Raw genomic sequence first — 23,968 nt, 5'->3', positions numbered from 1 at the left:
AAATAAGAACGCTGAACGTTAGTATTTTCTTTATCTCGGCATAGAAAACACTATTTAAACTAGGTGGCATTTAATGCCACCTTTTCTGTCTTTAAGGGAGTGGTTATTTTGAGTAACTTCAGTCTTGATTTTTCATCTGATTTCCGCCCGCTAGCGGCAAGAATGCGACCTCGTACTGTTGAAGAGTACATTGGTCAGCAACATATCCTCGGTGAAGGTAAACCATTACGACGTGCCTTAGAAGCGGGTCACCTGCATTCGATGATTCTTTGGGGGCCACCGGGTACAGGTAAAACAACATTAGCCGAAGTGGCAGCTAATTATGCGAATGCAGAAGTTGAGCGTGTATCTGCAGTCACTTCAGGCGTTAAAGATATTCGTATTGCTATCGATAAAGCCCGTGAAAATAAAATGGCAGGGCGTCGTACGATTTTATTTGTAGATGAGGTGCATCGCTTTAATAAAAGCCAGCAAGATGCTTTTCTGCCACATATTGAAGATGGCACGGTTACTTTTATTGGTGCCACGACAGAGAATCCGTCGTTTGAGCTTAATAACGCACTGTTGTCGCGTGCCCGTGTTTATAAGCTGAAGTCATTAGAAACAGCTGAAGTGTTAGCGGTTGTTGAGCAAGCACTCAGGGATAGTTCACGTGGTATATCTGATTCAAATCTTGAATTTGTTGATGATGTAAAAGAACGTCTTTCCGAACTGGTATGTGGTGATGCCCGTATGTCACTCAATTATCTTGAACAGTTAATTGATATGGCAGAAGAAAATAAAGAAGGCATTAAGCAAATCACGTTAGAGCTTCTTGCTGAAGTGGCAGGCGAGAAAATAGGGCGCTTTGATAATAAAGGCGATCTTTGGTACGACATGATTTCAGCAGTGCATAAATCAATTCGAGGCTCTAACCCAGATGGTGCTTTGTACTGGTTTGCACGTATGCTGCAAGCAGGCTGTGATCCGCTCTATATTGTGCGACGACTATTAGCGATTGCCTCTGAAGATATCGGTAATGCCGATCCTCGTGCAATGCAGGTTGCGGTATCAGCATGGGATTGCTTTACGCGTATCGGGGCATACGAAGGGGAGCGTGCCATTGCTCAGGCGATTGTATATCTTGCCTGTGCCCCTAAAAGTAATGCGGTTTATGTGGCGTTTGCAAAAGCAAAACAAGATGCTGCTCATCACCCTGACTATGAAGTACCGCCTCATTTGCGTAATGCCCCAACCAAATTAATGAAAGAATTGGGTTATGGTGCTGAATATCGTTATGCACATGATGAGCCAGGTGCATATGCTGCGGGTGAGAACTATTTCCCTCCAGAATTGAAAGATACACGTTACTATGAACCATCAAATCGTGGCTTAGAAACCAAAATTGCCGAAAAATTGGATTATCTTGCTTCATTAGATGCTAAAAGCACATTAAAGCGCTACCAATAATAAGGCTTTTTGGGTATCGTTAAGCAATTGGCGTCAGAGTTCCTGACGTACCGAAATTTAAGATTATTTTGGCAATAACTGCTTAAATAACGAGCACTTCAGAATATTAAGAGCACAGGATTAGCATGCTAGATTCTAAATTACTTCGAACTGAGCTGGATGAAACAGCTGCAAAACTCGCGCGTCGTGGTTTTACCCTTGACGTTGAAAATTTACGTCTTCTTGAAGAAAAACGTAAGTCCCTTCAGATGATGACTGAAGATCTTCAAGCACAGCGTAACGCGCGATCGAAGTCGATTGGTCAAGCGAAAGCACAAGGCAACCACGAAGAAGCTGAAAAAATTCTAGCTGAAGTCGCAAACCTAGGTAGTGATCTAGACGATGCGAAAAAAGCGTTGGCAGAACTTCTTGATGAGCTTCAAAGCATCACTATGATGGTACCAAACCTTCCGGATGATTCTGTACCTGCTGGTAACGATGAAGACGAGAACGTTGAAATTTCACGTTGGGGTGAGCCAAAAGCTTACGATTTTGAAGTGAAAGATCACGTTGATCTTGGTGAAATGGCTGGTGGTCTTGATTTCGCGAGTGCCGTGAAGATTTCAGGTTCACGTTTTATCGTGATGAAAGGTCAATTCGCGCGTCTACACCGTGCAATCGCTCAGTTCATGCTAGATCTTCATACAGAAGAACATGGCTACACTGAAATGTACGTACCTTACCTAGTTAACTCTGACAGCTTATTTGGTACTGGTCAGCTTCCTAAGTTTGGTGAAGATTTGTTCCATACTAAGCCTGCGACTGAAGAAGGCGTTGGTATGTCACTTATACCAACGGCAGAAGTACCTGTAACGAACATGGTTCGCGATACGATTACAGATGAAGCCGATCTTCCATTGAAGATGACGGCTCACACACCGTGTTTCCGTTCTGAAGCGGGTTCGTACGGTCGTGATACTCGCGGTCTTATTCGTATGCACCAATTCGACAAAGTTGAATTAGTTCAGATCACCAAGCCTGAAGATTCAATGGCAGCACTAGAAGAACTAACGGGTCATGCCGAGAAGGTACTTCAGCTACTAGAACTCCCTTACCGTAAAGTGATTCTTTGTACGGGTGATATGGGCTTTGGCGCCGCGAAAACATACGACTTAGAAGTATGGGTTCCAGCTCAAAACACCTACCGTGAAATCTCTTCATGTTCAAACATGCAAGACTTCCAAGCACGCCGTATGCAAGCACGCTTCCGTCGTAAAGGTGAGAAGAAGCCAGAGCTTGTTCACACACTTAACGGTTCAGGCCTTGCGGTTGGTCGTACAATGGTTGCTATCATGGAAAATGGTCAGCAAGCAGATGGTCGCATTGAAATCCCTGTAGTACTTCGTAAGTACATGCAAGGTGCAACGCATATCGGTTAATCTTTTTAGAGGTTAGCGAGAAAGAAGAAACCCAGCTAAGGCTGGGTTTTTTTATATGTGCAATATAATTAATGGACTTGGTATTAGTTCGAAATAGAATACAAGTTGGATGTTTTCTGAAAAGCCACTACATTGCTGCTAGTGTGCTGAAGTTCAGGAAAACGAACAGAAATATCAGTCGCGATATCAGTCAAGATTATGTCGAATAAATTGAAAATCGTATCAGAAATTTTAAGTGATAATTGGTATAGATCATCTTTTCTATCTTCCAAATTTCTTGCTTGTAAATTGATGCTCTCAAACTCCAACATTAGAGCATCAATCATGAAAGTGGGCGGTGGCTTATTTGCTAGTAAGGCAACCTGTCCTAAGCGACGCTGAATAACACTTATGTGTACTCTTAACTCACGCTCACCTGAGTTTTTTCCTAAGGTGTAACTATCAATGGCGTAGCGAAATCGACTTAAACTATCAATTGCATTTAAAGTAATAGGCCAAGCGGTTTGATAGGTTTTAAATAGCGTTTCTTTATCTGCCGAGAGCAAGCTTTGTGTGATCACATCATCAATTAAGTACAAAACATGTCGAATCGCTTTTCCATGAGCGGCTTGATTACGGCGAACAGAATAGCTTGACCATTCACCCAGTAATTTATTGATTTGTTTTGCAAGAACACGGTACATGGGTTTATGAGCCTGGTCGGCTTGAGAGGACAAAATCTTCATCAATGATTTGATCGCAATGACTTCATTTGATTGTGTTGCTTCAAGTGGATGAGATTGAGATAAAAAGTGATGTGATTCACGGCGATGAAATCGTAATAAAAAAATAAGCTGTCGAAGGCCGATGACTTGATCAAACCGAGTTTGTAAAAAACGCTTATTTTCTCTTGCCTGCCAAATGAAGACGCAACTAGCACCAAAGATTATTACGAGTAGCAATAGTATCAACATAACTCCTCCAATATTGGTATAAAATTTCATACGCAATATGGTTTAGCAATATCTATGCCTATTAGTGTTTTTACTTAATAGTTAATTAAACAATGGCTTATATTTAAAAGAGAGGGGAGGATTATAACCATGTGCGCTGTTTTAGTGAGTGTTGCACTATATTGATACAGCTCTGATAGTAGAAAACAAACAAAAAAGACTTCGCTATAGAGAATAGCGAAGCCTTAGATCTAGTTGATTACAGCGGTATTAAACGTGTAATTAGCTATTTTGTTTTAGGGTATGGAAGTGAACTTCTTCGTCTTTCTCACCCGCTTTCGGGTTATTGAACGTATTAATATCCATTTCATTTTCAGACTTAGCAACGATACAAGTAACAACACTATCACCCGTGATGTTTACCGCAGTACGAATCATATCAAGTAAGCGGTCAACACCCATGATAAGCGCGATACCTTCGACCGGTAGGCCCACTTGGTTAAGTACCATCGCAAGCATAATTAGACCTACACCAGGAACACCAGCGGTACCGATAGAAGCCAATGTTGCTGTCATGATAACGGCTAAGTAGTCACTCATCGTGAGGTCAATGTTGAATGCTTGTGCGATAAATACAGTCGCGACACCCTGCATGATCGCAGTACCATCCATATTGATGGTTGCGCCAAGAGGCACAGTGAATGATGCAATCTTGTTATTGACACCAAGACGCTTTGTTGCTGTTTCCATTGTGACAGGAATGGTGGCATTTGAAGATGCGGTAGAGAATGCAAACATTACTGCATCCTCCATTTTCTTCAAGAAAACAATTGGGCTTAAACCAGAGAAGGCTTTTAGCATTACACTGTAAGTAACAAAACCGTGTAGTAATAATGTTGCAGCAAGCACTAAGAAGTAGCCTAGAAGGTTGTAAATGGCATCTAAGCCTAGACCTGTAAATAGTTTAGCCATTAAGAAGAACACACCATATGGTGCAATGTTCATCAATAATGCAACCAACTTCATTATTACTGCGTTTAAGTCAACGAATAGAGCTGCAATACGTTCGCCTGGCTTTCCAGCTGCGCTGATAGCAACACCAAATAAAATCGCAAATACGATAATTTGCAGTGTATTCCCTTCTGCCATTGAGCTTATTGGATTTGTTGGGAACATACCAACAATGACATCACCTAATGATGGCGCTTCTTTGGATGCAAAAGTTGTTGCAGCAGAAAGGTCAGCACCTGCACCTGGTTGGAAGATTGTACCCATTGTTAGTGCAAGAGTAATCGCTAGTGCCGTAGTAACGAGATAAAACAGGACGGTTTTACCACCAAGACGGCCTAGAGTACTGATATCTTTTAGTGAGCTAGTACCACACACTAAAGATACAAATACTAATGGAACCACAAGCATTTTTAAGCTCGCGATAAAGATTTTTCCACCTACGTCAAATAAACCGTTCACAATGTATTCGTGAACGAAAGCCGTATCGGCAAACAGAGAGCGAATGATAAATCCTGTTAATATGCCTAAAAGCATGCCGAGGATAACGCGGCCAGTTAGAGACATCTTTTTCTTATCTGTATTCATGAATAGAACACTCCTTATAATTATTCACTCTGTAAATCACTCATCAGAGTGCGGAGCAGGTTAGCAGTAGTTTGGGTGTTAAAGCGAAGTAAAATGTTATTCAAAGTGCAAAGGTCTGTTTGAGATCACACTTTTTATTCTATTTACAGATAAATAAGCAGGGTATTTAACTGCCTATTAACATCGTGGTTAAATCATAGTCGATTTTGCTAAGGTCTCGGCATTATTAGTGTCGATTCGGTAGGGTAATATCTAATTGAAGCTGTTTTTTTGCATGTAACTCGAAAGTGCTGTTAACAAATATAAATGCTTTTTTTTGGTCTGTTCGGGGGTAAAATTTAACACTTTACAACTAGTTGGTTAAATGAACTGGATTTGACCTATATTAGCAGTGTTAAATGTTGCATTTTGGTGCTGTGAGGAATGATAGTCTGGTTGAATGTTTTGTGCATAAATAGCGTTTTATCTCAGTATTGATCGGCAACTATACTAGCAAGGATGAGCCAGAGGCCTGTTTATGTTGGCATTACTTATAAAAAAAGGAGCCAATAGGCTCCTTAGTATTAAGACGTATAGCGTTACATAACACGCATACCAGGCTGAGCACCTTCGTGTGGTTCTAAGATCCAAAGATCTTTGCCACCAGGTCCTGCTGCTAGGATCATACCTTCAGACATACCAAATTTCATTTTACGAGGTTTAAGGTTAGCAACCATTACAGTGTGCTTACCGACAAGCTCTTCTGGTGTGTATGCTGATTTGATACCTGAGAATACTTGACGCATTTCACCACCGATGTCCAATTGGAACTTCAGTAGTTTATTCGCCTTTGGTACTGCTTCACACGATACAATTTTCGCGATTCGCATATCAATTTTAGCAAAGTCATCGAATTCAATTTCAGCTTCGATTGGCTCATCGATAAGAGGGCCTGTTGGCTTTGCTGATTCAATCAGTGCTTGCGCTGCTGCCGCATCTTCTTTAGAGGCTTCAACCATCGCTTCAACATGCTTAGGATCAATACGAGTAAATAGTGCTTTAAACTTAGTCACTTTGTGGTTAGTTAATGGCTGTGCCACACCTTCCCATGTAAGTGTTTCGTTTAAGAATGCTTCAGTACGTTCAGTAAGCAATGGCATTACTGGCTTTAAGTAAGTGATCAGAACGCGGAATAAGTTGATACCCACAGAACAGATATCTTGTAATTCTTGATCTTTACCTTCTTGCTTAGCAACAACCCAAGGTGCTTTTTCATCAATGTACTGGTTTGCTTTATCAGCAAGTGCTGTAATTTCACGGATAGCACGGCTAAATTCGCGTGTTTCGTAAAGTTCAGCAATACGGTCTGCAGCATTGGCAAACTCAGCATAAAGCTCAGGTTCTGCGAATGTTTCAGACAACTTGCCTTCAAAGCGCTTAGCAATGAAACCAGCGTTACGTGAAGCAAGGTTAACAATCTTGTTTACAACATCGCTGTTTACACGTTGTGTAAAGTCTTCAAGGTTAAGATCTAAATCATCAATACGGCTATTTAGCTTTGCAGCGTAGTAGTAACGTAGACACTCAGGATCTAGGTGTTCAAGGTAAGTACCTGCTTTAATAAAGGTACCTTTCGACTTCGACATTTTCGCGCCATTTACTGTTACGTAACCATGTACAAATACATTGTTTGGTTTACGGAAACCTGCGCCTTCAAGCATTGCAGGCCAGAATAGGCTGTGGAAGTACACAATGTCTTTACCAATAAAATGATAAAGCTCAGTTGTGCTGTCTTTCTTCCAGAATTCGTCAAAATCAAGATCGTCGCGCTTATCACATAAGTTCTTGAATGAACCCATGTAGCCGATTGGTGCATCTAGCCATACGTAGAAGTATTTGCCAGTTTCACCTGGGATTTCAAAACCGAAGTAAGGTGCATCACGTGAGATATCCCACTGATGAAGACCAGACTCAAACCACTCTTGCATTTTATTTGAGGTTTCAGTTTGTAGTGCCCCAGATTTTGTCCACGCTTTAAGCATGTCTTCGAACTGTGGTAAGTCAAAGAAGAAGTGCTCAGAATCTTTCATGATTGGCGTTGCGCCAGAGACTGCTGATTTCGGATTGATAAGATCTGTTGGGCTATATGTTTCGCCACAATTATCGCAGTTATCACCGTACTGGTCTTCCGCTTTACATTTAGGGCATGTGCCTTTAACGAAACGATCAGGTAAGAACATTTCTTTCTCAGGATCAAATAGCTGAGAAATAGTACGGTTGGTAATATACCCTTTGTCTTTTAGCTGAGTATAAACAAATGATGCTAGCTCTCGGTTTTCGTCACTGTGAGTGCTGTGATAGTTATCAAAGCTAATATCGAAGCCAGCAAAGTCAGTTTGGTGCTCTTTGCTTACTTCTGCAATCATTTGCTCAGGTTCCATACCCATCTGCTGGGCCTTAAGCATGATTGGAGTACCGTGTGCGTCGTCTGCACAGATAAAGTGTACTTCGTTACCACGAAGGCGCTGATAGCGCACCCAAATATCCGCTTGTACATGCTCAAGCATGTGACCAAGGTGGATAGAACCGTTAGCGTACGGTAGGGCGCAGGTCACCAGAATTTTTCTTGGGTTCGCAGCCATAATTACTTATTTCGCTCATGATGGGTAAAAATAGAATAAGCATCAAATATTACCTGATCAGCAGCATATTGCCTAGCGTCACTGGGTGATTTATCCAAGTTAAACGCTGTCTAAATAGCAGCAGTCTAGGTACATTGGTGGTAGGATTAAGAAAAAGAAGATGAATCCATCCTTTTCCCTAACTACCTCAATACTTTGCATATACTTAGGTTGTTAGTAGGGTGTGATAATAAGTCTAATATGAACGTGGAGCCTTAAACCTTATGGGGAATGATTCGATGATTCGCTTTGAAAATGTTGCAGATATCTGTCTTTGGTTAAATCACTTTGAACACCCTTTACTCATTTCAGAATGGGCAGAGACTGAAAATATTGTGTCGGTATCTGCTCAAGGTACAGTGACGATAACTCTCCCTTTCGCTGCTGCAGCCATTACTGAATTACTTGAACATTGGATTATTACTCAACAAGAGTTGCACCATATTGCTGCCAATATGGCGTTTATTGTTCAGTGCCGTGTTGCAACATTGGCATGTGGTAAAAAGCAACCGCTAAAGGGCGTTAAAAATATTATCGTTGTAAGCTCGGTAAAAGGCGGAGTAGGTAAATCGACAACGGCTGTTAACTTAGCGTTAGGCTTGCAAAAGCAAGGCGCAAAAGTGGGTTTATTAGACGCCGATATTTATGGCCCTTCTGTACCTATGATGTTAGGCACAGTAGATGAAAAGCCACAATCAACAGGTGGCAAAATGATGTTACCTGTTGAATCATGCGGTCTGTATACGAATTCAGTCGGCTATTTAGTACCAGCAGAGAGCGCGACAATTTGGCGTGGACCGATGGCATCAAAAGCGCTACAGCAAATAGTGACTGAAACGTGGTGGCCAGATCTCGATTACCTTGTTATTGATATGCCACCGGGTACGGGTGATATTCAATTGACACTTGCTCAACAAATTCCTGTGACAGGTGCGATTGTTATTACAACACCACAAGACTTAGCACTAGCGGATGCCATTAAAGGTATAAGCATGTTTGATAAAGTGGATGTGCCTATCGTGGGTTTGGTTGAAAACATGAGTTATCACATTTGTAGCAATTGTGGTCATCATGAGACTATTTTTGGTACTGGCGGTGCAGAGCGCATGGCTAAAGAATATTCCGTTCCTTTATTAGCACAATTACCACTGCATATTACTATTCGTGAAGATATCGACCGTGGTAAGCCAACCGTAGCAGCATCGCCTGATTCAGAGCAAGCCGCAGCATACATTGATCTTGCTGGGCAAATTGCGAGTCGATTATTTTGGCAAGGCGAAGTAGTGGCAGAGCAGATTACTATTCGTACAATGTAAGCGTATGCGAATAAGTAAAGGCACTAAATATGAGAGAAATGTGACAGCTTTCTAACAAAGCGTGCTGGAAGTCACGTTTTCTCTGGCTTCTGGCGCCGCAAGTGCCTATAATAATGCGGTTAATTTTCCGCCTCGTTTCGTTGTCTTACAGGTGCTTTCTGATATGTCTGAAAACTCACACCAATGCGTCATTATTGGTATCGCAGGTGCTTCTGCGTCCGGTAAAAGCTTGATTGCCAGTACTGTTTATAAAGAATTAAAAGAAAAAGTAGGCGATCACCAGATCGGTGTTATCACGGAAGATTGTTACTACAGTAATCAAAGTCACCTGACCATGGATGAGCGGGTTAAAACGAATTATGATCACCCTAATGCACTTGACCACAATTTACTTTGTGACCATCTGCAACAGTTGATCGAAGGCAAAGCTGTTGAAGTGCCTCAATACAGCTATAGTGAACACACACGTTTAAAAGAAACTACACCAATGACACCTAAAAAAGTGATCATTCTTGAAGGTATTCTTTTATTAACGGATCCACGTTTACGTGAACTCATGCACGCAAGTGTGTTCATGGATACGCCATTAGATATTTGTTTACTTCGCCGTTTGCAGCGTGATGTTGCTGAACGTGGTCGTACAATGGAATCTGTGCTTGTGCAGTATCAAAAGACGGTACGCCCTATGTTCATGCAGTTTATTGAACCGTCTAAACAATATGCCGATATCATTGTACCGCGAGGGGGTAAAAACCGAATCGCGATTGATGTATTGAAGGCACATATTGCCAAGTTGCTAAAATCATAATGTGATTACTAAGGCTGACATTGTCAGCCTTTTTTATATCCATTTATTGTCGATTTGGTAATTCTTTATGAAGGCAGTCTTAACGACTGCCTTTTTTTCTGCTTTAATCTAGGTAATAGAATATCTTTGTTATTGATATATAACTAAGTAACTTGGGTATAGCGCTATTTAGTCTTAACATACTTTTCTTATGGTTATTGTTTTTTAGTCAAGAAACTAATTGTAACCATCGCTGTCATAAATGGACTCTGACTAAAAATTTGAACGTAATAAAAGTCAGGAATAACGGATAATTCAGAGGATACAATGAAAAAGCTTCTTTACGTATTATTAGCCATTGTACTAGTTATAGTGGTTGGCATAGGTGCCTTGCTTGCATTGGTCGATCCCAACCAATTTAAACCTTTATTAAGTGAACAAGTTAAAAAAGCCACTGGGCGAGACTTAGTCATTAATGGCGATATTAGCTGGCGATTTTTCCCTAGCATTGGTTTTAGCTTAGGTGAAACGGAGTTTAAGAACCCCCAAGGTTTTGCTGAAGCTGATTTAGTGAAATTGGGTAGTGCAGAACTTTCTGTATCGGTGATGCCTCTTTTCTCTCAGCATCTTGAAATTGGTAATATCAGTTTAAATGATGCGCGTGTATTTATTCAAACACGTAAAGATGGTGTCAGTAATCTAGATGGTCTAGGTGAACAAGCTGCTGTTGAAGGTACAGTTACTGAAGATGCGAATGGTACGAGTAGCGAACCTGCTATTGATCAGCCGTCAGTAGAAGGTGAGCCGACGCAACCGTGGACAATCAGCTTAGCTGGCGTTGAAGTTGTGAATGCGAGTGCAGAAGTACGAGATGATAAAGCCGGTACAGCCACAACAATTGATAGCTTGAATTTCAAACTTGATACATTCTCACCTGGTGAATGGACTCAAGCTAACTTTGATATAACAGGCAAGAATGCCGAACTTAGTTTTACCGCTAAGGGCGATAGCCAATTGTTGATTGCGGCTGATTATAAAAGCGGTGAACTTAAAGCATTAAATCTAACCGCGTCTGCAAAAGACAGTGTTAATGATATTCAATCCCTCGTGCTGGGTGTTGATCACTTTAAAGTCGGCGATTGGGCTAACATAACATTTGCAGCGAAAGGTCAAATACCTGATCTTGCATTTGATGCAAATGGCGCAACGCGCTTTAAAATAAGCACTGATTACAATATGGCTGAACTTGATAAGCTGACACTATCTTCAGATCTTAAAGGAAGTACGTTACCGCGTCCTGAAATGAAAGTCGGGTTAAATGCTGATGCGACTTATGATGTTGCAAAAGGTTTAGCGACGTTAAGTCGTTTTGACACATCGATCGATGAGCTAGCTTTAAACGGTAAAGGCTCGTTTAAGAGTGCAACTATTCCTGTTATTCGTTTCGATGTTAATAGTGATAATATCGATCTGGATGCATTCTTAGGTACTGCATCATCAGCTAAAAATAAAGATACTACCAAAGAAGAAACTGGTTCTGCGCCTTCTGCTGGTGGTGGGGCATCAACAGCCAGCAAAAGTGAAGAACCAGATTTATCGGCTTTAAAAACATTGGATATCGCTGGTACCGTTGCTATCAAAAAATTGAAAGCTGCGAATGCGAGAGTGTCTGCTGTGCTAGTTGATATGAAGGTGCAAAAAGGCGTGCTGAACCTTAAGCGCTTCAATGCTAAGTTATACGGCGGTACTGTTAGTGCTAATGCTACCGTCGATGCAAATGGTAAGTTGCCGAAATACCAGGTAACAAAGCATATTAAAGGGGTTGATGTACATGCTTTACTTAAAGATGTTGCCCAAAATGAAACACTGGCTGGTACGGGTAATATCGATATAAAACTGTCGGGTACTGGGTTGGCTGAAAAGCGTATTCGTGAAAATGTTGCTGGTAGCATTGCGATAAACTTTGCTGATGGTGCAATTTACGGCGTGAATATTCCCGAGATGATTCGTGAAGCAAAAGCGACATTGAAAGGTAAAAAAGCAGAATATGTGAAAGAAGAAAAGAAGACGGATTTCTCAGCTTTAAAAGCTACCTTCAAAATTGGTAAAAGTGTTGCTTCCACAACCAATATTCATCTTGCATCACCGTTATTACGTATTGATGGCAAGGGCAGCACTAACCTAGTGAGTGAGCGTCTTGATTTCATCATTAGTACGTCAGTGGTTGCGAGTAGTAAAGGTCAGGGTGGTAAAGAGATAGATGATATTGCTGATTTGACTGTGCCTGTTAATGTAAAAGGCGACTGGACTAAACCTACGTTTGCACTGGATTTGAAAGAATTGTTTAAACAAAACAATGAACTTGAAGAAAAAGCAAAGAAAGAAATTGATCGCGGTTTAGAAAAGTTGCTGGGTGATAAAGGCAAAGACGACAATATCAAAAATGCCGCTGATAAGTTATTAAAAGGCTTATTTAACTAAGCAATGATGCACTTTGAGTAAAAAGGCTTGCCACTTTTGGCAAGCCTTTTCTATTTTAGGACTAGACAGACTTTACAATGCGTAGCAATCAAATAATAAATGTTAAGTACATAATAAATTTATGATTAAGAATGATTCACTGGTCTGTAGTTCTATTATGATTACAATGTAAAACTGAATAAGTTTTAGACATTTAATTGTCAATTTCAATGCGTTGATTAAGTAGTAAAGAGAGTATGGAACAAGATAACAAAGCAGTGAAAAACACCATCATGAATCGATTTTTTTCGATGTGTAGATTTACAGTAGGGAAGGTAAAAGCGTTTCCTCCTATCGATCACCTGTTACGTGCTGCTGATCGGTTCAATGATCGATTAGGCAGTCAATTTGGTGCTGCGATTACTTATTTTTCTTTTTTATCTCTTATCCCTATTTTAATGGTGTTATTTGCTGCCGCTGGTTTTGTTTTAGCCTCAAATTCCGATCTATTAACGGGGTTGATCGATAAGATAGTAACGGGTGTAACTGATCCAAGCCTTGCTAAAACCCTTGAAAACACCGTGAATACCGCGATTAATCAACGTACAACCGTTGGCTTAAGTGGTTTAGCGATTGCTTTGTATTCCGGTATTAGTTGGATGGGTAATTTGCGTGAAGCCATTCGAGCGCAAACCCGTGATGTGTGGGAGCGAAAACCAGAAGATAAAGATCACCTGTTTTTACAATATGGGAAAGACTTTGTCGCGCTTACGGGCTTAGTTGCTGCGCTTATCTTTACTGTCGCGTTAACATCAGTTGCGGGCTCGGCGCAGAAAACGATTGTAGAGGCGTTGGGTTTAGGAGGCATTACGTGGTTACGTCCAGCACTCACATTGATAGCACTCACTATCTCAATTACAGCAAACTATTTGATGTTTTTATGGATTTTTTGGATGTTACCCAAGAAGAAGTTAGAAACGCGGGCTTTATTACAAGGTACTTTATTGGCAGCCATTGGTTTTGAGGTTATCAAATTTGCGATGACGATGATATTACCAAGCCTAGCGAAATCACCATCAGGTGCTGCCTTTGGCTCTATTATCGGTCTAATGGCATTCTTTTATTTCTATGCTCGCTTAACCCTATTTTGTGCAGCGTGGATCGCCACAGCGACCCCTAAGGCTGTTATCAATGTCGACGATGTAAAACCGTAGAAGTATCCTAGTTCTAGTACAAGAAAGGTGTGTCGGACAGCTAGCCACACCTTTCTTGTTTCTACTTTCTACTCGACATCATCAAGCCAGCGCTTTTTTGTTCTTATTTTTATGCGTCTTCTGTGACTCTAACGTATCTTGGAAAGCACTTAATAAATCAACGGCAGATAGCATCCCGACTAATTGTCCCGTTTTATCTAACACCGGGGCTGCGCTAATGCTGTGATTAAGAATCGTACCGACGGCTTTGGTTAATGTGTCATATGTTCTTACATGAATGATATCTTTAACCATAACATCAGTCACGTGTAGGTCATCTGTTAGGTCATATTCATGACCGATATCCGGCGACTCATCAACCCATCCGGGGCGCCGTAATTCGCGGTCACTAATAAAACCAATTAATTCACCATCAATATTGGTAACTGGTAAGTGACGAATTGCATTATCTCGCATTAAAAAAAATGCTTCACGTAGTCCTGTATCAGGTTGGATAGTGACAACTTTTCTCGTCATATATTCAGATACTTTTGTTGGCATTAGCGTTTCCTTTTAGGTTGTGGGTATCCTTATCTAAGCTAGCGAAATCAACAGTATTAAATTGCGATCGATGACACATATTGTTCATAAAGTAATCGGATTGTTCACTCTCACTTTTTAAGTCTTTGATTAAAAAGTGAAGGTGTGAAAAGAGGGGGCGTTTTTTGTGTAACAAAATTAGTGGCCGTAAATGAGAAAGTAGCCTTAAAGACTATTATTTGATTTAAACGGCATTAAGCCTTTAATTTTAGGTACATAACTTAATTTAATATCAAGTTTAGGTTCAATGATTACTGGGCGTAGAAAATGGTAAGTGACAAATGCAATAGCGGTAGCAAAGAAAGCATTTACACCGAGTAATATTAGGAGTGAAGTGACAACAAAAAGGTAAATAGCACCATATGAAATAATTTGTATTTCACTATGGGTTAAACTTGCATCGCAATGCGAGCATCTGAAATTTTTTTCAATATCTTTCAGTGCTGGTACATCAAGGTGTTTATTACAGCATGGACACTGTTTAGCCATAGGTTGATATCCTCTTATAATTCAAATTCCTTTGTATCAAACGACAACAATTAAATAGTAATTAAGTGGCGATAAAATAAGAATAGTCGTTGTCTTTAAATTTGTAAGTGGTTTTTGGTTGAAATGTTAAATTAGTGTTGATTTTATTTTGTTTTCCAATCAAAAGTATGACTTTCTATTTACTTTTCAGTCGTTATTATAGGAGTCTTCAGTTCGTGTATTTATAAGGCATCTATTTGCAATGTGATTGCAATGTGCTTAGAAAAAAGGAGAAGGTGGTTGGATTCAGTTACACAAGCTGCGTTAGGTGCTGCGGTTGCTGCAGTTGTTGCCGGGAAGAAAAGTTCCCCAAAAATATTACTGACAGGTGCTGCATTAGGTACGATTCCTGATCTCGATGTGTTGATTGGCTATGGTGATCCTGTTTCAGATATGGTGAAACACCGTGGTTTTAGTCATTCATTATTTATCCTGTTACCGTTTTCTTGGCTGTTAGCACAAGCTTGGCAGCAGTGGCGTCCTTCTCGTTTCTCTTTTACTCAGCTTTGGCTGCTTATTGCAGCTTGTCTTATCACGCACCCGCTACTCGATGCGTTTACCTCTTATGGCACTCAACTGCTTTGGCCGTTTGATATTAGTTTTGCGGTATCAAGTATCTTCATTATCGATCCACTTTATACCATACCCTTGCTCGTGGTGATTTTTGCTAGCCTTTTTTGGCGAGAGAAAATGGCAAAGCTATGTGGAATAGGGCTCGCTATCTCGACAGTGTATTTAGCGTGGTCAGTGATTGCTTTGCAACTTGTCGAGTCGAGAGTTGAAGGGGATTTAGCGGGTACACCACTTGAAAGTAAACCTGTATTTATTGCCCCAACCCCTGTGAATACTGTGCTGTGGCGTGTCGTTGTATTAGATGGTGATACGTATTGGGAAGGGTTAACGTCGTTATTAGATAAAGATAAGACGATTGATTTTATTGCCAAGCCCCGTGGTGAGTGGTTGTTGAATGAAAAGTCTGAACGTTTGCTTATGCTTGAAAAGTTCAGCGATCAATTTGTTCGTTATCAACAAATTGATGACAAATTAATCGTGACGGATTTACGTTTAGGAATGGCTGAATACCTACCGTTTAGTTTTGCGTTTGCTCAGGAAAGTAATAATGATGAATGGAAAATGTTATCGCCTGAAAAAATGGAAGAGAAGCGGGTCAGACCCAAACATTTACCCGCATTATGGTTGCGCTTATTAGGGAATCAAAATATTAATGCAAATTTATGTCATATTAAAGAATGCCCTGATGACCTGAATCGCTTGTTATAACGGTTTTTCTTCATACAAAATTAAAAGTTAATACGGTGATAAAGCTGTGTTAGCTTTTTTATTTCATAATCAATTTGTTTCCTATTGATGTTAATGTTTTTTATGTGCCACATAAATCACGCCGCGCTAAATGTTGCATATGATCGAATATTTGGTGAATTGTTACAAAAAGTATTGTAGCGTTTCTATTTTTATAGAACGTTGTTTCTAAGAGTAGGATCACACATTACTTTTCCAATAAATGATTTTTTTAATTAATTGATTTCTATCAATAGTGAAGTGTTATACAGCTGCCAAGATACTCCTAAAGTATTAAAGGTCTTATGTTGAGATCGCATTTTTCGATATATGGAGATAACGAGTATGCTGTATTTGGAATTTTTATTCCTCCTTCTCGTCTTATATGCCGGTAGCCGTTTTGGTGGCATTGGTTTAGGCGTCGTTTCGGGTTTAGGTTTGTTGGTTGAAGTGTTCATCTTTAGAATGCCACCTACCTCGCCACCGATCACGGTAATGTTAATTATTCTTGCTGTAGTTACTTGTGCTTCTATTCTAGAAGCGGCCGGTGGCTTAAAGTATATGTTACAAATTGCCGAACGCATTTTACGTAGTAACCCTAAGCGTGTGACCATCCTCGGTCCGCTTGTCACTTATACCATGACTTTTATGCTGGGTACTGGTCATGCGGTTTACTCTATTATGCCGATTATTGGTGATGTGGCACTGAAGAATGGCATTCGACCAGAGCGTCCAATGGCGGCATCATCTGTTGCATCGCAGCTCGCAATTACTGCAAGTCCAATTTCTGCTGCGGTTGTGTACTATTTAGCCGTGCTATCTGGCCTTGATGAAAGTATCCACCTGCTAACGATTTTAATGGTAACTGTGCCTTCAACGTTATTGGGTACCATTTTATTATCCCTATATAGTTTACGTCGTGGTAAAGAGTTAAATGATGACCCTGAATATCAGCGTCGTCTACAAGATCCATTATGGCGTGATAAAATTCTTCATACGACGTCAACATCTCTTGATGAAAAGCTGCCATCGTCTTCAAAACATGCGGTACTGCTATTTATTTTGGCATTAGCTACAATTGTGGTTGTGGCGATGGTGCCCGAGATCCGCACGATAGGTGAGGGAACTAAACCGATTTCGATGTCATTGATTATTCAGATGATGATGCTGGGCTTTGGTGGCTTAATCCTGCTTGTTACGCGTACCAACGTACAGAAAGTACCTGAAGGTGTGGTATTTAAATCGGGCATGGTGGCGGCAATTGCCATCTTCGGTATCGCGTGGATGAGTGATACTTACTTCCAGTATGCAATGCCATCGTTTAAATCGGGTATTACCGAGATGGTACAAGGTTATCCTTGGACTTTTGCACTAGCACTATTCATTGTTTCTGTTGTGGTGAATAGCCAAGCAGCAACTGCGCGTATGATGTTGCCTGTTGGTGTTGCTATGGGGCTTAACCCTGCGCTATTGATTGGCTTAATGCCTGCAACTTACGGTTATTTCTTTATTCCTAATTATCCGTCAGACATCGCAACGTGTAACTTTGATGTCACGGGTACAACAAAGATAGGTAAGTACTATTTTAACCACAGCTTTATGATGCCAGGTCTTATTGGTGTGATATCGGCGTGTATGATCGGCTATACCATCGCACAAATTGTTGTGTAGGTTGTTATAATTTAGAACTCTGATTTTATAGAATAGAAAAAGGGAGCAATTGCTCCCTTTTTGTTTACGAATAGATGTCTATTTAGGAATGCATTGTACCTGATAAACCTTTAGTCATCAGACTGTTTCTTTAATGGGTCTGTTACTGCTTCATAAGGCCAATAATGATGACCAATACGGATCATTAACGTTGCAGCTGCAAGAATAAAGGCGGCGAGTGCTAGCCATACCACTAAAACCCCATCTAACTCTTTCATGCCTAGCGTGATATAGCGCGCAATCGCCATTATCGCAATGTAGATAGGGTAGCGTACCGGAATTTTACCGTGGGCGACAAATTGCTGCACCATGGCCAATACTTCCAGATAAATAAACATTAATAAAATGTCGGTAAGCTGGATATCTTTTTGGATAATGACGTGAACAAACTCATTAACCATGGCAAACAAGGTGGCTAAGGTTATGGCAACCAGCAGGATCGCTTCAAGAATGTGAAATACTTTGAGAAAAGGTTTACTAAAGCTCTTTGGTAACTGGGAAGGCATAAATTCTCCGGAAACAATGTGCTAACCGCTTTTTACGGCTTTTAGGAATAATAAGTCGAGATTATAGAAATAGGAAATAGATAGAGAAAGAAAATAATCACTTTTGATGATAAATAAAAAAGGCAACACATTGGTGTTACCTCTTTAATCTGGAAATTAACGTTGCTGCTTAATTACCAGTCAACACCTTTACGTGCTTTAACACCGCTTTCAAAGGCATGCTTTACGCTTTTTACTTCTGATACCGTATCTGCCATTTCAATTAATGTACGATGCGCTGCTCGACCTGTAATGATAACCGACTGCATATTTGGACGGTTGTTAATTGCCTCTACAACCTCTTCTAACTCCACATAGCCGTAAGTCACCATATAGGTCATCTCGTCGAGTAGAACAACGTCATAGCTATCATCAGCGAGCATTGCTTTACATTCTGCCCACGTTTTTTGAGCGGCAGCTTTATCTGTTTCTTTATTCTGTGTTTCCCAAGTAAACCCGGTTGCCATTACAGAAAAGTGTACGCCGTGTTGTTCAAGTAGGTTGCGCTCGCCACAGTCCCAAGTGCCTTTAATGAATTGCCCAACACCACATTTAAAACCATGACCCACAGCACGGGCAATCATACCAAAACCTGAGGTTGATTTGCCTTTACCGTTACCCGTAATAATGAGGAAAAGCCCTTTTTCTTCTTGAGCGGCTTCAACACGAGCATCGATATCGGCTTTTACTTTCTCTTGGCGTGATTTATAGCGTTTGTCCTTGTTGGTTTGATCAACCATGGGTTTTCCTCTTTATTTTTATTGATGTGTTTATTTTATGAAAGCCAAGCTAGCAAGGTTAGGTAGCCCATAAGTTCCGCTATTTGTTGTGCAGCCCCCAAGCAATCGCCAGTATAGCCACCCAATTGTTGTTGGAACCATTTACCACAGAGCCAACGAACAACAAGTAAAACTAACGTTAAGGTGATAGCCATCTCTAAAGGCAAGAGTAGTAATATAATCAATCCTGTGGCAATTAAAACCCACAAATCGTGTTGGCTTTGCTGATTAGCTAATGGTTTTACTTTGCTATCTTGATCCGCTCTTACATATGGATAAGAAAATATCAGGCTTGCTGCACAGATTCGACTTAACGTATGCATCACTATCAATAGCCCTGCTGGTAGCAATATATCAATTTTTGCCAACCCAATTAACACTGCCCATCTGCACCCGAGCATCATAACCAAAGCAGACGCACCATATGTACCAAGGCGTGAATCTTTCATTATGTTTAGCTTTTGTTCGACAGACCAACCACCGCCAAATCCATCAAAAACATCCGCTAAGCCATCTTCATGAAATGCTCCTGTTAATAATAATCCGCAAATAATCGCGGCAGCAACAGCAAGCTCGATGGGGAATATTTGCACGAAAACCCAATATGTTAGCGCTGTTAATAAGCCGATAATAATACCCACAGCGCCAAAATAACGGTTTGCTTGGTTGAGCCTTTCTGGTGAGTAAGGCGTACTTTCAGGAATAGGAATACGGGTAAAAAAAGCCAGAGCCACCAGAAAAATTTGCCATTGGCGCTTGAAACCGATGGTTTTTAGGCTGTTAGTTGTGTCTGTATGTTGAGTGCTAGCTTGGCTATCTGGTTGGAGCTTCACACTGTTACTCCAGCATCTTCAAAACTGGCCATTTCGTTATAGAAACAACAGGCAGAGCGTAGTAGTGGTAGAGCTAAAGCGGCACCAGTCCCTTCACCTAAGCGTAAACCTAAACTAAGCAGTGGTGTTGCATTTAAATGCTGGAGCATACGCTGGTGGCCTGATTCGTCAGAGCAATGGCAATAAATAAAGTAATGATTTGCTTCGGGGTACATTGAAACGGCAAGCATGGCGGCAGCTGTGGAAATGAAGCCATCAACCAATACTGTCATCTTATTTTCAGCGGCCTTTAGCATTCCACCAACGATTTGAGCAATTTCAAACCCACCGACGTTGGCTAGAATTGATAAAGGATCAGATAATTGCTCTGCATGCAAATCCAACGCTTGGGTTATAAGGTCGACTTTACGTTGTAGCTGCTGATCATCGATACCTGTCCCGCGCCCTACACATTCATCTGCTGGTATATTCAATAATGCCGCCATGATGGCAGCAGCACTGCTGGTATTACCAATGCCCATCTCACCAAAGCCGACAAGGTTACAAGATTGCTGATTTAGCACTTCTACAACGTTTGCACCGTATTCTAAGGCTTGTAAAACTGTGTTGTCTGTCATCGCTGCGTATTGGCTGAAATCTTCTGTACCATGCCCAAGACGTTGCTTTATTAAGTTAGGGTGATCTTCTGGTTCGACTTTAATACCAGCATCTATCACTTTTAATGCCATGTCGTTTGTTCGGCAAAAACAATTAATCGCAGCGCCACCAGCGAGAAAATTTGCCACCATTTGTGCCGTGACTTCACTAGGCGCAATACTAAGGCCATGTTGAGCAATGCCGTGGTCGCCGGCAAAAACAAGTAGGTGTGGGTGCCTTATTTCAATTTTTTCAGTTTGTTGGATTAAAGCCAGTTGTAATGCGACAGCTTCTAATTGACCTAATGCCCCTAACGGTTTTGTCTTGTTATCTATTTTGTGTTGAATATGGTCGGATGGCTGAGTATCAGGCTGAGTGATGGTAAACATACGTGCAGATTTCCTTGTTCTGGCAAGATAACGTTTATGACGGCATACCGTTTAACGCAACGAAGCGAGTTGAAATTTTGCGGCAGCAAAGCTGGCAAAGCAATGGCGAAATAGTAAATATGGGAATTATATTTTTAAACGCACCGCGTGGTTGCAAAATAGTGCTTGAAAGCATTAACCGTATAGTGTTCTAATTATGTGGTATTTAACCAATTGTATAGTGACGTATGAATATTAAACTATTGTCTATTATAAGCTTTTCACTCGTTCTTCTTGGTTGTTCAAGTCGTCTACCGACAGAAGATGAACGACAAACTCAATTTATTAAGAATAATGATAAATTGGTTGAAGTTGAATACATAGAAGATGCGACAGGCCTACAGTGGGTATCTCCGACAGTGGAGGCTTCTGAATATAATAAAATACTGATTAATGACGTTGGTATTCACCAAAATGCGAAAGCGGTACGCCAAATCCCAGAACGCGTGCTAGATAAAGTATCTGAACGATTAACAACGATCGTTAAGCAAGAACTCACACGTGGAGTCGAGGTTGTTAATAAAGCAGGTGCAGATACAGCGACGCTGAATATCATGATCAGCCGTGCTAGTACTGATTTTGAAGATCTTCAAATTACAGAAGTACTTCCTTATGGTGCATTAATTGGAAGCGCTAAAGCATTACTTGGCACCCGCGATCGAAATGTTCGTATTCTTGTAGAATCTCAGCTTATTGATAGTCAGACTGAAGAAGTATTGGCTGAGCGAGTTGGTGTCATTTTAGCCAAAGGCATTTTAGAAAATGATGATGTTGATCTTGAATACGAACAGATTAAAGAAACCGTAGAGCTATTTACTCAAGATATTGTGCACTTTATTCGTGTAACCGCGTATCAAGCAACCCTCAATGAAAAAGAACAAAGTTAGTACAAACACTATTGATGATTACGACAGTAATCTTAAAGCGGGCTTTTATTTGAAAGTTCGCTCTCGTGCTGCTGGTGAAGCAAGAGGGTATAGCTTTTCAGGTATTAAATCACGGCAAGTAAAATCGCATTATATTTACGTTATGCTTCGAGCAATAGATATGAAAACGCCCACGACATGCTTTCACTATTACAAAGTGAAGCCGTCGTGGGCGTTTTTCTAGCGTCGTTGTCGTTGGGCTTAGCCGCCTAACGTATCCGTTGCTACTTTGTATGTTGGATCTTCTAGCATATTCACTTCAACTAGAGTTCCAGCTTTTTTAAGTAAGCTACGACATTCAGGGCTTAAATGACGAATATGCAAGGTTTTACCTTGGCTTGCGTAACGTTCTGCAACTGTATCAATTGCCTCGATTGCAGAGTGATCGGCAACGCGTGACTTAGCAAAATCGATAATAACGTCATTTGGATCTGTTTTTGCGTTAAATAGGTCTTGGAAGTGAGAAACAGAACCAAAGAAAATTGGTCCATTTACTTCGTAGATCTTTGTTCCTTTTTCATCGGTATGTGATGATGCGTAAACATGCTTAGCGTGATCCCATGCAAATACAAGCGCAGAATAGATAACACCCACAATAACAGCGATAGCAAGGTCGGCAGCAACCGTTACACAAGTAACAAGAATGATGGCAAAGAAGTCATGCTTTGGCACTTTACGCGCCATTTTGAAGCTTGCCCATTCAAAGGTGCCAACAACAACCATGAACATGACACCGACAAGTGCAGCAAGAGGAATGATTTCAATTAGCGCAGAGCCAAATAAAATAAAGCAAAGTAAACCAACAGCGGCAGTAATACCCGATAAGCGACCACGACCACCAGAATTAATGTTGATCATCGATTGACCGATCATCGCACAACCACCCATTGCGCCGAACACTGAACATGTTACGTTTGCAATGCCCTGACTCACACACTCACGGTTACCTTTACCACGAGTACCTGTCATTTCATCAATTACAGTTAGTGTCAGTAGTGATTCAATCAGACCAATTGCAGCTAAGATTAGCGAGTACGGCAAGATAATACGTAAGGTTTCCATATTGAAACCCACATCAGGCAAAGCAAAAGTGGGTAAGCTACCTGCTAATGTTGCATTACTGTCGCCGCTCATTGTGCGAACGAAGTCGATAACGGTACGAGAATCTAAACCAAATGCATGAACTAATACAGTAACAGTGATGATAGCAACAAGAGATGATGGGACTGCAGTCGTTAGTTTAGGTAAGAAATGGATAATTGCCATTGTAAGAAGAACAAGCCCCAGCATGATATACAGCTGAGAACCTTGCATCCACTCAAGTGCACCCGTTGCTCCTTGTACTTTAAATTGACCAAGTTGGGCTAAGAATATAACGATCGCTAAACCGTTTACAAAGCCAATCATTACAGGGTGGGGCACCATGCGAATAAATTTGCCTAGCTTAAATATTCCCGCAAGAATTTGGAATAGACCGGCAAGCATAACGGCAGCAAATAGGTATTGAACACCATGCTCAGCAACAAGGCTTACCATTACAACAGCCATCGCGCCAGTAGCTCCAGAAATCATTCCTGGACGACCGCCTAAAATAGCAGTAATGAAGCCAACAATGAAAGCGGCGTATAAACCAACCATAGGGTCGACACCAGCCACGAAGGCAAAAGCAACCGCTTCTGGAATAAGGGCTAACGCAACGGTTAAACCTGAAAGTACGTCATTCTTGACTGATTGATGTGAAACTTGGGGGAATTCAAACATTTTATAAATTGGCTTCAGTTTGGTGGTTAAAAGGGGCGTGAATGGACACGGATGCTACAGTTGTATGTGACATACTTCAACTTTGTAGCTAACGATAGAAGGCCATTCAGTT

General features: G+C 40.9%; 20 protein-coding genes. 10 read left to right on the top strand and 10 right to left on the bottom strand.

Annotated features, from left to right (window positions below):
- Nucleotides 1-162 precede the first annotated feature (162 nt).
- Nucleotides 163-1,449, top strand: coding sequence for a replication-associated recombination protein A (locus C9J12_RS00500; protein ID WP_322348853.1), 1,287 nt, complete (start codon nt 163-165; stop codon nt 1,447-1,449).
- Between the two features lie 125 nt (nt 1,450-1,574).
- Nucleotides 1,575-2,867 carry a serine--tRNA ligase gene (serS, locus tag C9J12_RS00495; protein WP_107240927.1) on the top strand — a complete coding sequence of 431 codons (1,293 nt, stop codon included), beginning with the start codon at nt 1,575-1,577 and terminating at the stop codon, nt 2,865-2,867.
- An 83-nt stretch (nt 2,868-2,950) separates the two neighbouring features.
- On the opposite strand, the gene C9J12_RS00490 is transcribed toward serS, so the two are convergent.
- The 3 genes from C9J12_RS00490 to metG form a co-directional block, all read right to left on the bottom strand.
- On the bottom strand, nt 2,951-3,820 hold the full coding sequence (locus tag C9J12_RS00490) for a hypothetical protein (RefSeq protein ID WP_107240926.1): 870 nt from the start codon (nt 3,818-3,820) through the stop codon (nt 2,951-2,953).
- A 261-nt stretch (nt 3,821-4,081) separates the two neighbouring features.
- On the bottom strand, nt 4,082-5,395 hold the full coding sequence (locus C9J12_RS00485; RefSeq protein ID WP_107240925.1) for a dicarboxylate/amino acid:cation symporter: 1,314 nt from the start codon (nt 5,393-5,395) through the stop codon (nt 4,082-4,084).
- Nucleotides 5,396-5,973: 578 nt separating this feature from the next.
- Complete coding sequence (metG, locus tag C9J12_RS00480) at nt 5,974-8,016, bottom strand: methionine--tRNA ligase (RefSeq protein ID WP_107240924.1); 2,043 nt, start codon at nt 8,014-8,016, stop codon at nt 5,974-5,976.
- A gap of 278 nt (nt 8,017-8,294) precedes the next feature.
- Here metG and apbC point away from each other — a divergent pair, with 278 nt between their 5' ends.
- The 4 genes from apbC (at nt 8,295) to yhjD (ending at nt 13,832) form a co-directional block, all read left to right on the top strand.
- The gene (apbC, locus tag C9J12_RS00475; RefSeq protein ID WP_107241206.1) at nt 8,295-9,371 is read left to right on the top strand and encodes an iron-sulfur cluster carrier protein ApbC; all 1,077 of its coding nucleotides are present in this window, start codon (nt 8,295-8,297) and stop codon (nt 9,369-9,371) included.
- 163 nt (nt 9,372-9,534) lie between these two features.
- Entirely contained in the window at nt 9,535-10,179 is a 645-nt protein-coding gene (gene udk, locus C9J12_RS00470; RefSeq protein ID WP_107241205.1) for a uridine kinase, read from the top strand.
- Between the two features lie 306 nt (nt 10,180-10,485).
- Nucleotides 10,486-12,639, top strand: a complete 2,154-nt coding sequence (locus tag C9J12_RS00465) for an AsmA family protein (RefSeq protein ID WP_107240923.1) — start codon at nt 10,486-10,488, stop codon at nt 12,637-12,639.
- Between the two features lie 272 nt (nt 12,640-12,911).
- Complete coding sequence (gene yhjD / locus C9J12_RS00460) at nt 12,912-13,832, top strand: inner membrane protein YhjD (RefSeq protein ID WP_107241204.1); 921 nt, start codon at nt 12,912-12,914, stop codon at nt 13,830-13,832.
- Nucleotides 13,833-13,913: 81 nt separating this feature from the next.
- On the opposite strand, the gene C9J12_RS00455 is transcribed toward yhjD, so the two are convergent.
- Both C9J12_RS00455 and C9J12_RS00450 read right to left on the bottom strand, forming a co-directional pair.
- The gene (locus C9J12_RS00455; protein ID WP_107240922.1) at nt 13,914-14,372 is read right to left on the bottom strand and encodes a CBS domain-containing protein; all 459 of its coding nucleotides are present in this window, start codon (nt 14,370-14,372) and stop codon (nt 13,914-13,916) included.
- Nucleotides 14,373-14,576: 204 nt separating this feature from the next.
- Nucleotides 14,577-14,900, bottom strand: a complete 324-nt coding sequence (locus tag C9J12_RS00450; RefSeq protein WP_107240921.1) for a hypothetical protein — start codon at nt 14,898-14,900, stop codon at nt 14,577-14,579.
- Between the two features lie 279 nt (nt 14,901-15,179).
- Between C9J12_RS00450 and C9J12_RS00445 the strand changes: the two genes are divergently transcribed.
- Nucleotides 15,180-16,220, top strand: coding sequence for a metal-dependent hydrolase (locus C9J12_RS00445; RefSeq protein ID WP_107240920.1), 1,041 nt, complete (start codon nt 15,180-15,182; stop codon nt 16,218-16,220).
- Between the two features lie 363 nt (nt 16,221-16,583).
- The gene (locus C9J12_RS00440; protein ID WP_107240919.1) at nt 16,584-17,909 is read left to right on the top strand and encodes an anaerobic C4-dicarboxylate transporter; all 1,326 of its coding nucleotides are present in this window, start codon (nt 16,584-16,586) and stop codon (nt 17,907-17,909) included.
- Nucleotides 17,910-18,019: 110 nt separating this feature from the next.
- Here C9J12_RS00440 and C9J12_RS00435 read toward each other — a convergent pair whose 3' ends face one another.
- From C9J12_RS00435 to cobT, 4 genes are all read right to left on the bottom strand, one after another.
- Nucleotides 18,020-18,454, bottom strand: a complete 435-nt coding sequence (locus C9J12_RS00435) for a phosphate-starvation-inducible protein PsiE (RefSeq protein ID WP_107240918.1) — start codon at nt 18,452-18,454, stop codon at nt 18,020-18,022.
- Between the two features lie 173 nt (nt 18,455-18,627).
- Nucleotides 18,628-19,233 (bottom strand): cob(I)yrinic acid a,c-diamide adenosyltransferase, encoded by a 606-nt coding sequence (gene cobO, locus C9J12_RS00430; RefSeq protein ID WP_107240917.1) that lies wholly within the window; start codon nt 19,231-19,233, stop codon nt 18,628-18,630.
- 35 nt (nt 19,234-19,268) lie between these two features.
- Complete coding sequence (locus C9J12_RS00425) at nt 19,269-20,105, bottom strand: adenosylcobinamide-GDP ribazoletransferase (RefSeq protein ID WP_107240916.1); 837 nt, start codon at nt 20,103-20,105, stop codon at nt 19,269-19,271.
- Complete coding sequence (cobT, locus tag C9J12_RS00420; protein WP_107240915.1) at nt 20,102-21,130, bottom strand: nicotinate-nucleotide--dimethylbenzimidazole phosphoribosyltransferase; 1,029 nt, start codon at nt 21,128-21,130, stop codon at nt 20,102-20,104. Before cobT ends, C9J12_RS00425 begins: the two co-directional genes overlap by 4 nt.
- A gap of 227 nt (nt 21,131-21,357) precedes the next feature.
- Between cobT and C9J12_RS00410 the strand changes: the two genes are divergently transcribed.
- The gene (locus C9J12_RS00410) at nt 21,358-22,056 is read left to right on the top strand and encodes a DUF3313 domain-containing protein (RefSeq protein WP_107240913.1); all 699 of its coding nucleotides are present in this window, start codon (nt 21,358-21,360) and stop codon (nt 22,054-22,056) included.
- Nucleotides 22,037-22,279: a hypothetical protein gene (locus C9J12_RS30935; RefSeq protein WP_193944628.1), complete on the top strand. Its 243-nt coding sequence runs from the start codon at nt 22,037-22,039 to the stop codon at nt 22,277-22,279. The genes C9J12_RS00410 and C9J12_RS30935 overlap by 20 nt, the downstream gene beginning before the upstream one ends.
- 17 nt (nt 22,280-22,296) lie before the next feature.
- Here the strand turns inward: C9J12_RS30935 and C9J12_RS00400 are convergent, their stop codons facing one another.
- Nucleotides 22,297-23,856 carry a SulP family inorganic anion transporter gene (locus C9J12_RS00400; protein ID WP_107240912.1) on the bottom strand — a complete coding sequence of 520 codons (1,560 nt, stop codon included), beginning with the start codon at nt 23,854-23,856 and terminating at the stop codon, nt 22,297-22,299.
- Between the last annotated feature and the right edge of the window lie 112 nt (nt 23,857-23,968).

The sequence above is a fragment of the Photobacterium frigidiphilum genome (genome assembly GCF_003025615.1).
Taxonomy (GTDB): domain Bacteria; phylum Pseudomonadota; class Gammaproteobacteria; order Enterobacterales; family Vibrionaceae; genus Photobacterium; species Photobacterium frigidiphilum.
This window is presented reverse-complemented; position numbering and strand designations above follow the sequence as displayed.

Coding starts and splice junctions, on each gene's coding strand:
- C9J12_RS00465 (WP_107240923.1), top strand. CDS start 10,486: ATGAAAAAGCTTCTTTACGTATTATTAGCCATTGTACTAGTTATAGTG.
- serS (WP_107240927.1), top strand. CDS start 1,575: ATGCTAGATTCTAAATTACTTCGAACTGAGCTGGATGAAACAGCTGCA.
- udk (WP_107241205.1), top strand. CDS start 9,535: ATGTCTGAAAACTCACACCAATGCGTCATTATTGGTATCGCAGGTGCT.
- yhjD (WP_107241204.1), top strand. CDS start 12,912: ATGAATCGATTTTTTTCGATGTGTAGATTTACAGTAGGGAAGGTAAAA.
- C9J12_RS30935 (WP_193944628.1), top strand. CDS start 22,037: ATGAAAAAGAACAAAGTTAGTACAAACACTATTGATGATTACGACAGT.
- C9J12_RS00410 (WP_107240913.1), top strand. CDS start 21,358: ATGAATATTAAACTATTGTCTATTATAAGCTTTTCACTCGTTCTTCTT.
- C9J12_RS00455 (WP_107240922.1), bottom strand. CDS start 14,372: ATGCCAACAAAAGTATCTGAATATATGACGAGAAAAGTTGTCACTATC.
- C9J12_RS00490 (WP_107240926.1), bottom strand. CDS start 3,820: ATGTTGATACTATTGCTACTCGTAATAATCTTTGGTGCTAGTTGCGTC.
- C9J12_RS00500 (WP_322348853.1), top strand. CDS start 163: ATGCGACCTCGTACTGTTGAAGAGTACATTGGTCAGCAACATATCCTC.
- C9J12_RS00485 (WP_107240925.1), bottom strand. CDS start 5,395: ATGAATACAGATAAGAAAAAGATGTCTCTAACTGGCCGCGTTATCCTC.
- C9J12_RS00400 (WP_107240912.1), bottom strand. CDS start 23,856: ATGTTTGAATTCCCCCAAGTTTCACATCAATCAGTCAAGAATGACGTA.
- metG (WP_107240924.1), bottom strand. CDS start 8,016: ATGGCTGCGAACCCAAGAAAAATTCTGGTGACCTGCGCCCTACCGTAC.
- cobO (WP_107240917.1), bottom strand. CDS start 19,233: ATGGTTGATCAAACCAACAAGGACAAACGCTATAAATCACGCCAAGAG.
- C9J12_RS00435 (WP_107240918.1), bottom strand. CDS start 18,454: ATGCCTTCCCAGTTACCAAAGAGCTTTAGTAAACCTTTTCTCAAAGTA.
- C9J12_RS00450 (WP_107240921.1), bottom strand. CDS start 14,900: ATGGCTAAACAGTGTCCATGCTGTAATAAACACCTTGATGTACCAGCA.
- apbC (WP_107241206.1), top strand. CDS start 8,295: ATGATTCGCTTTGAAAATGTTGCAGATATCTGTCTTTGGTTAAATCAC.
- C9J12_RS00440 (WP_107240919.1), top strand. CDS start 16,584: ATGCTGTATTTGGAATTTTTATTCCTCCTTCTCGTCTTATATGCCGGT.
- cobT (WP_107240915.1), bottom strand. CDS start 21,130: ATGTTTACCATCACTCAGCCTGATACTCAGCCATCCGACCATATTCAA.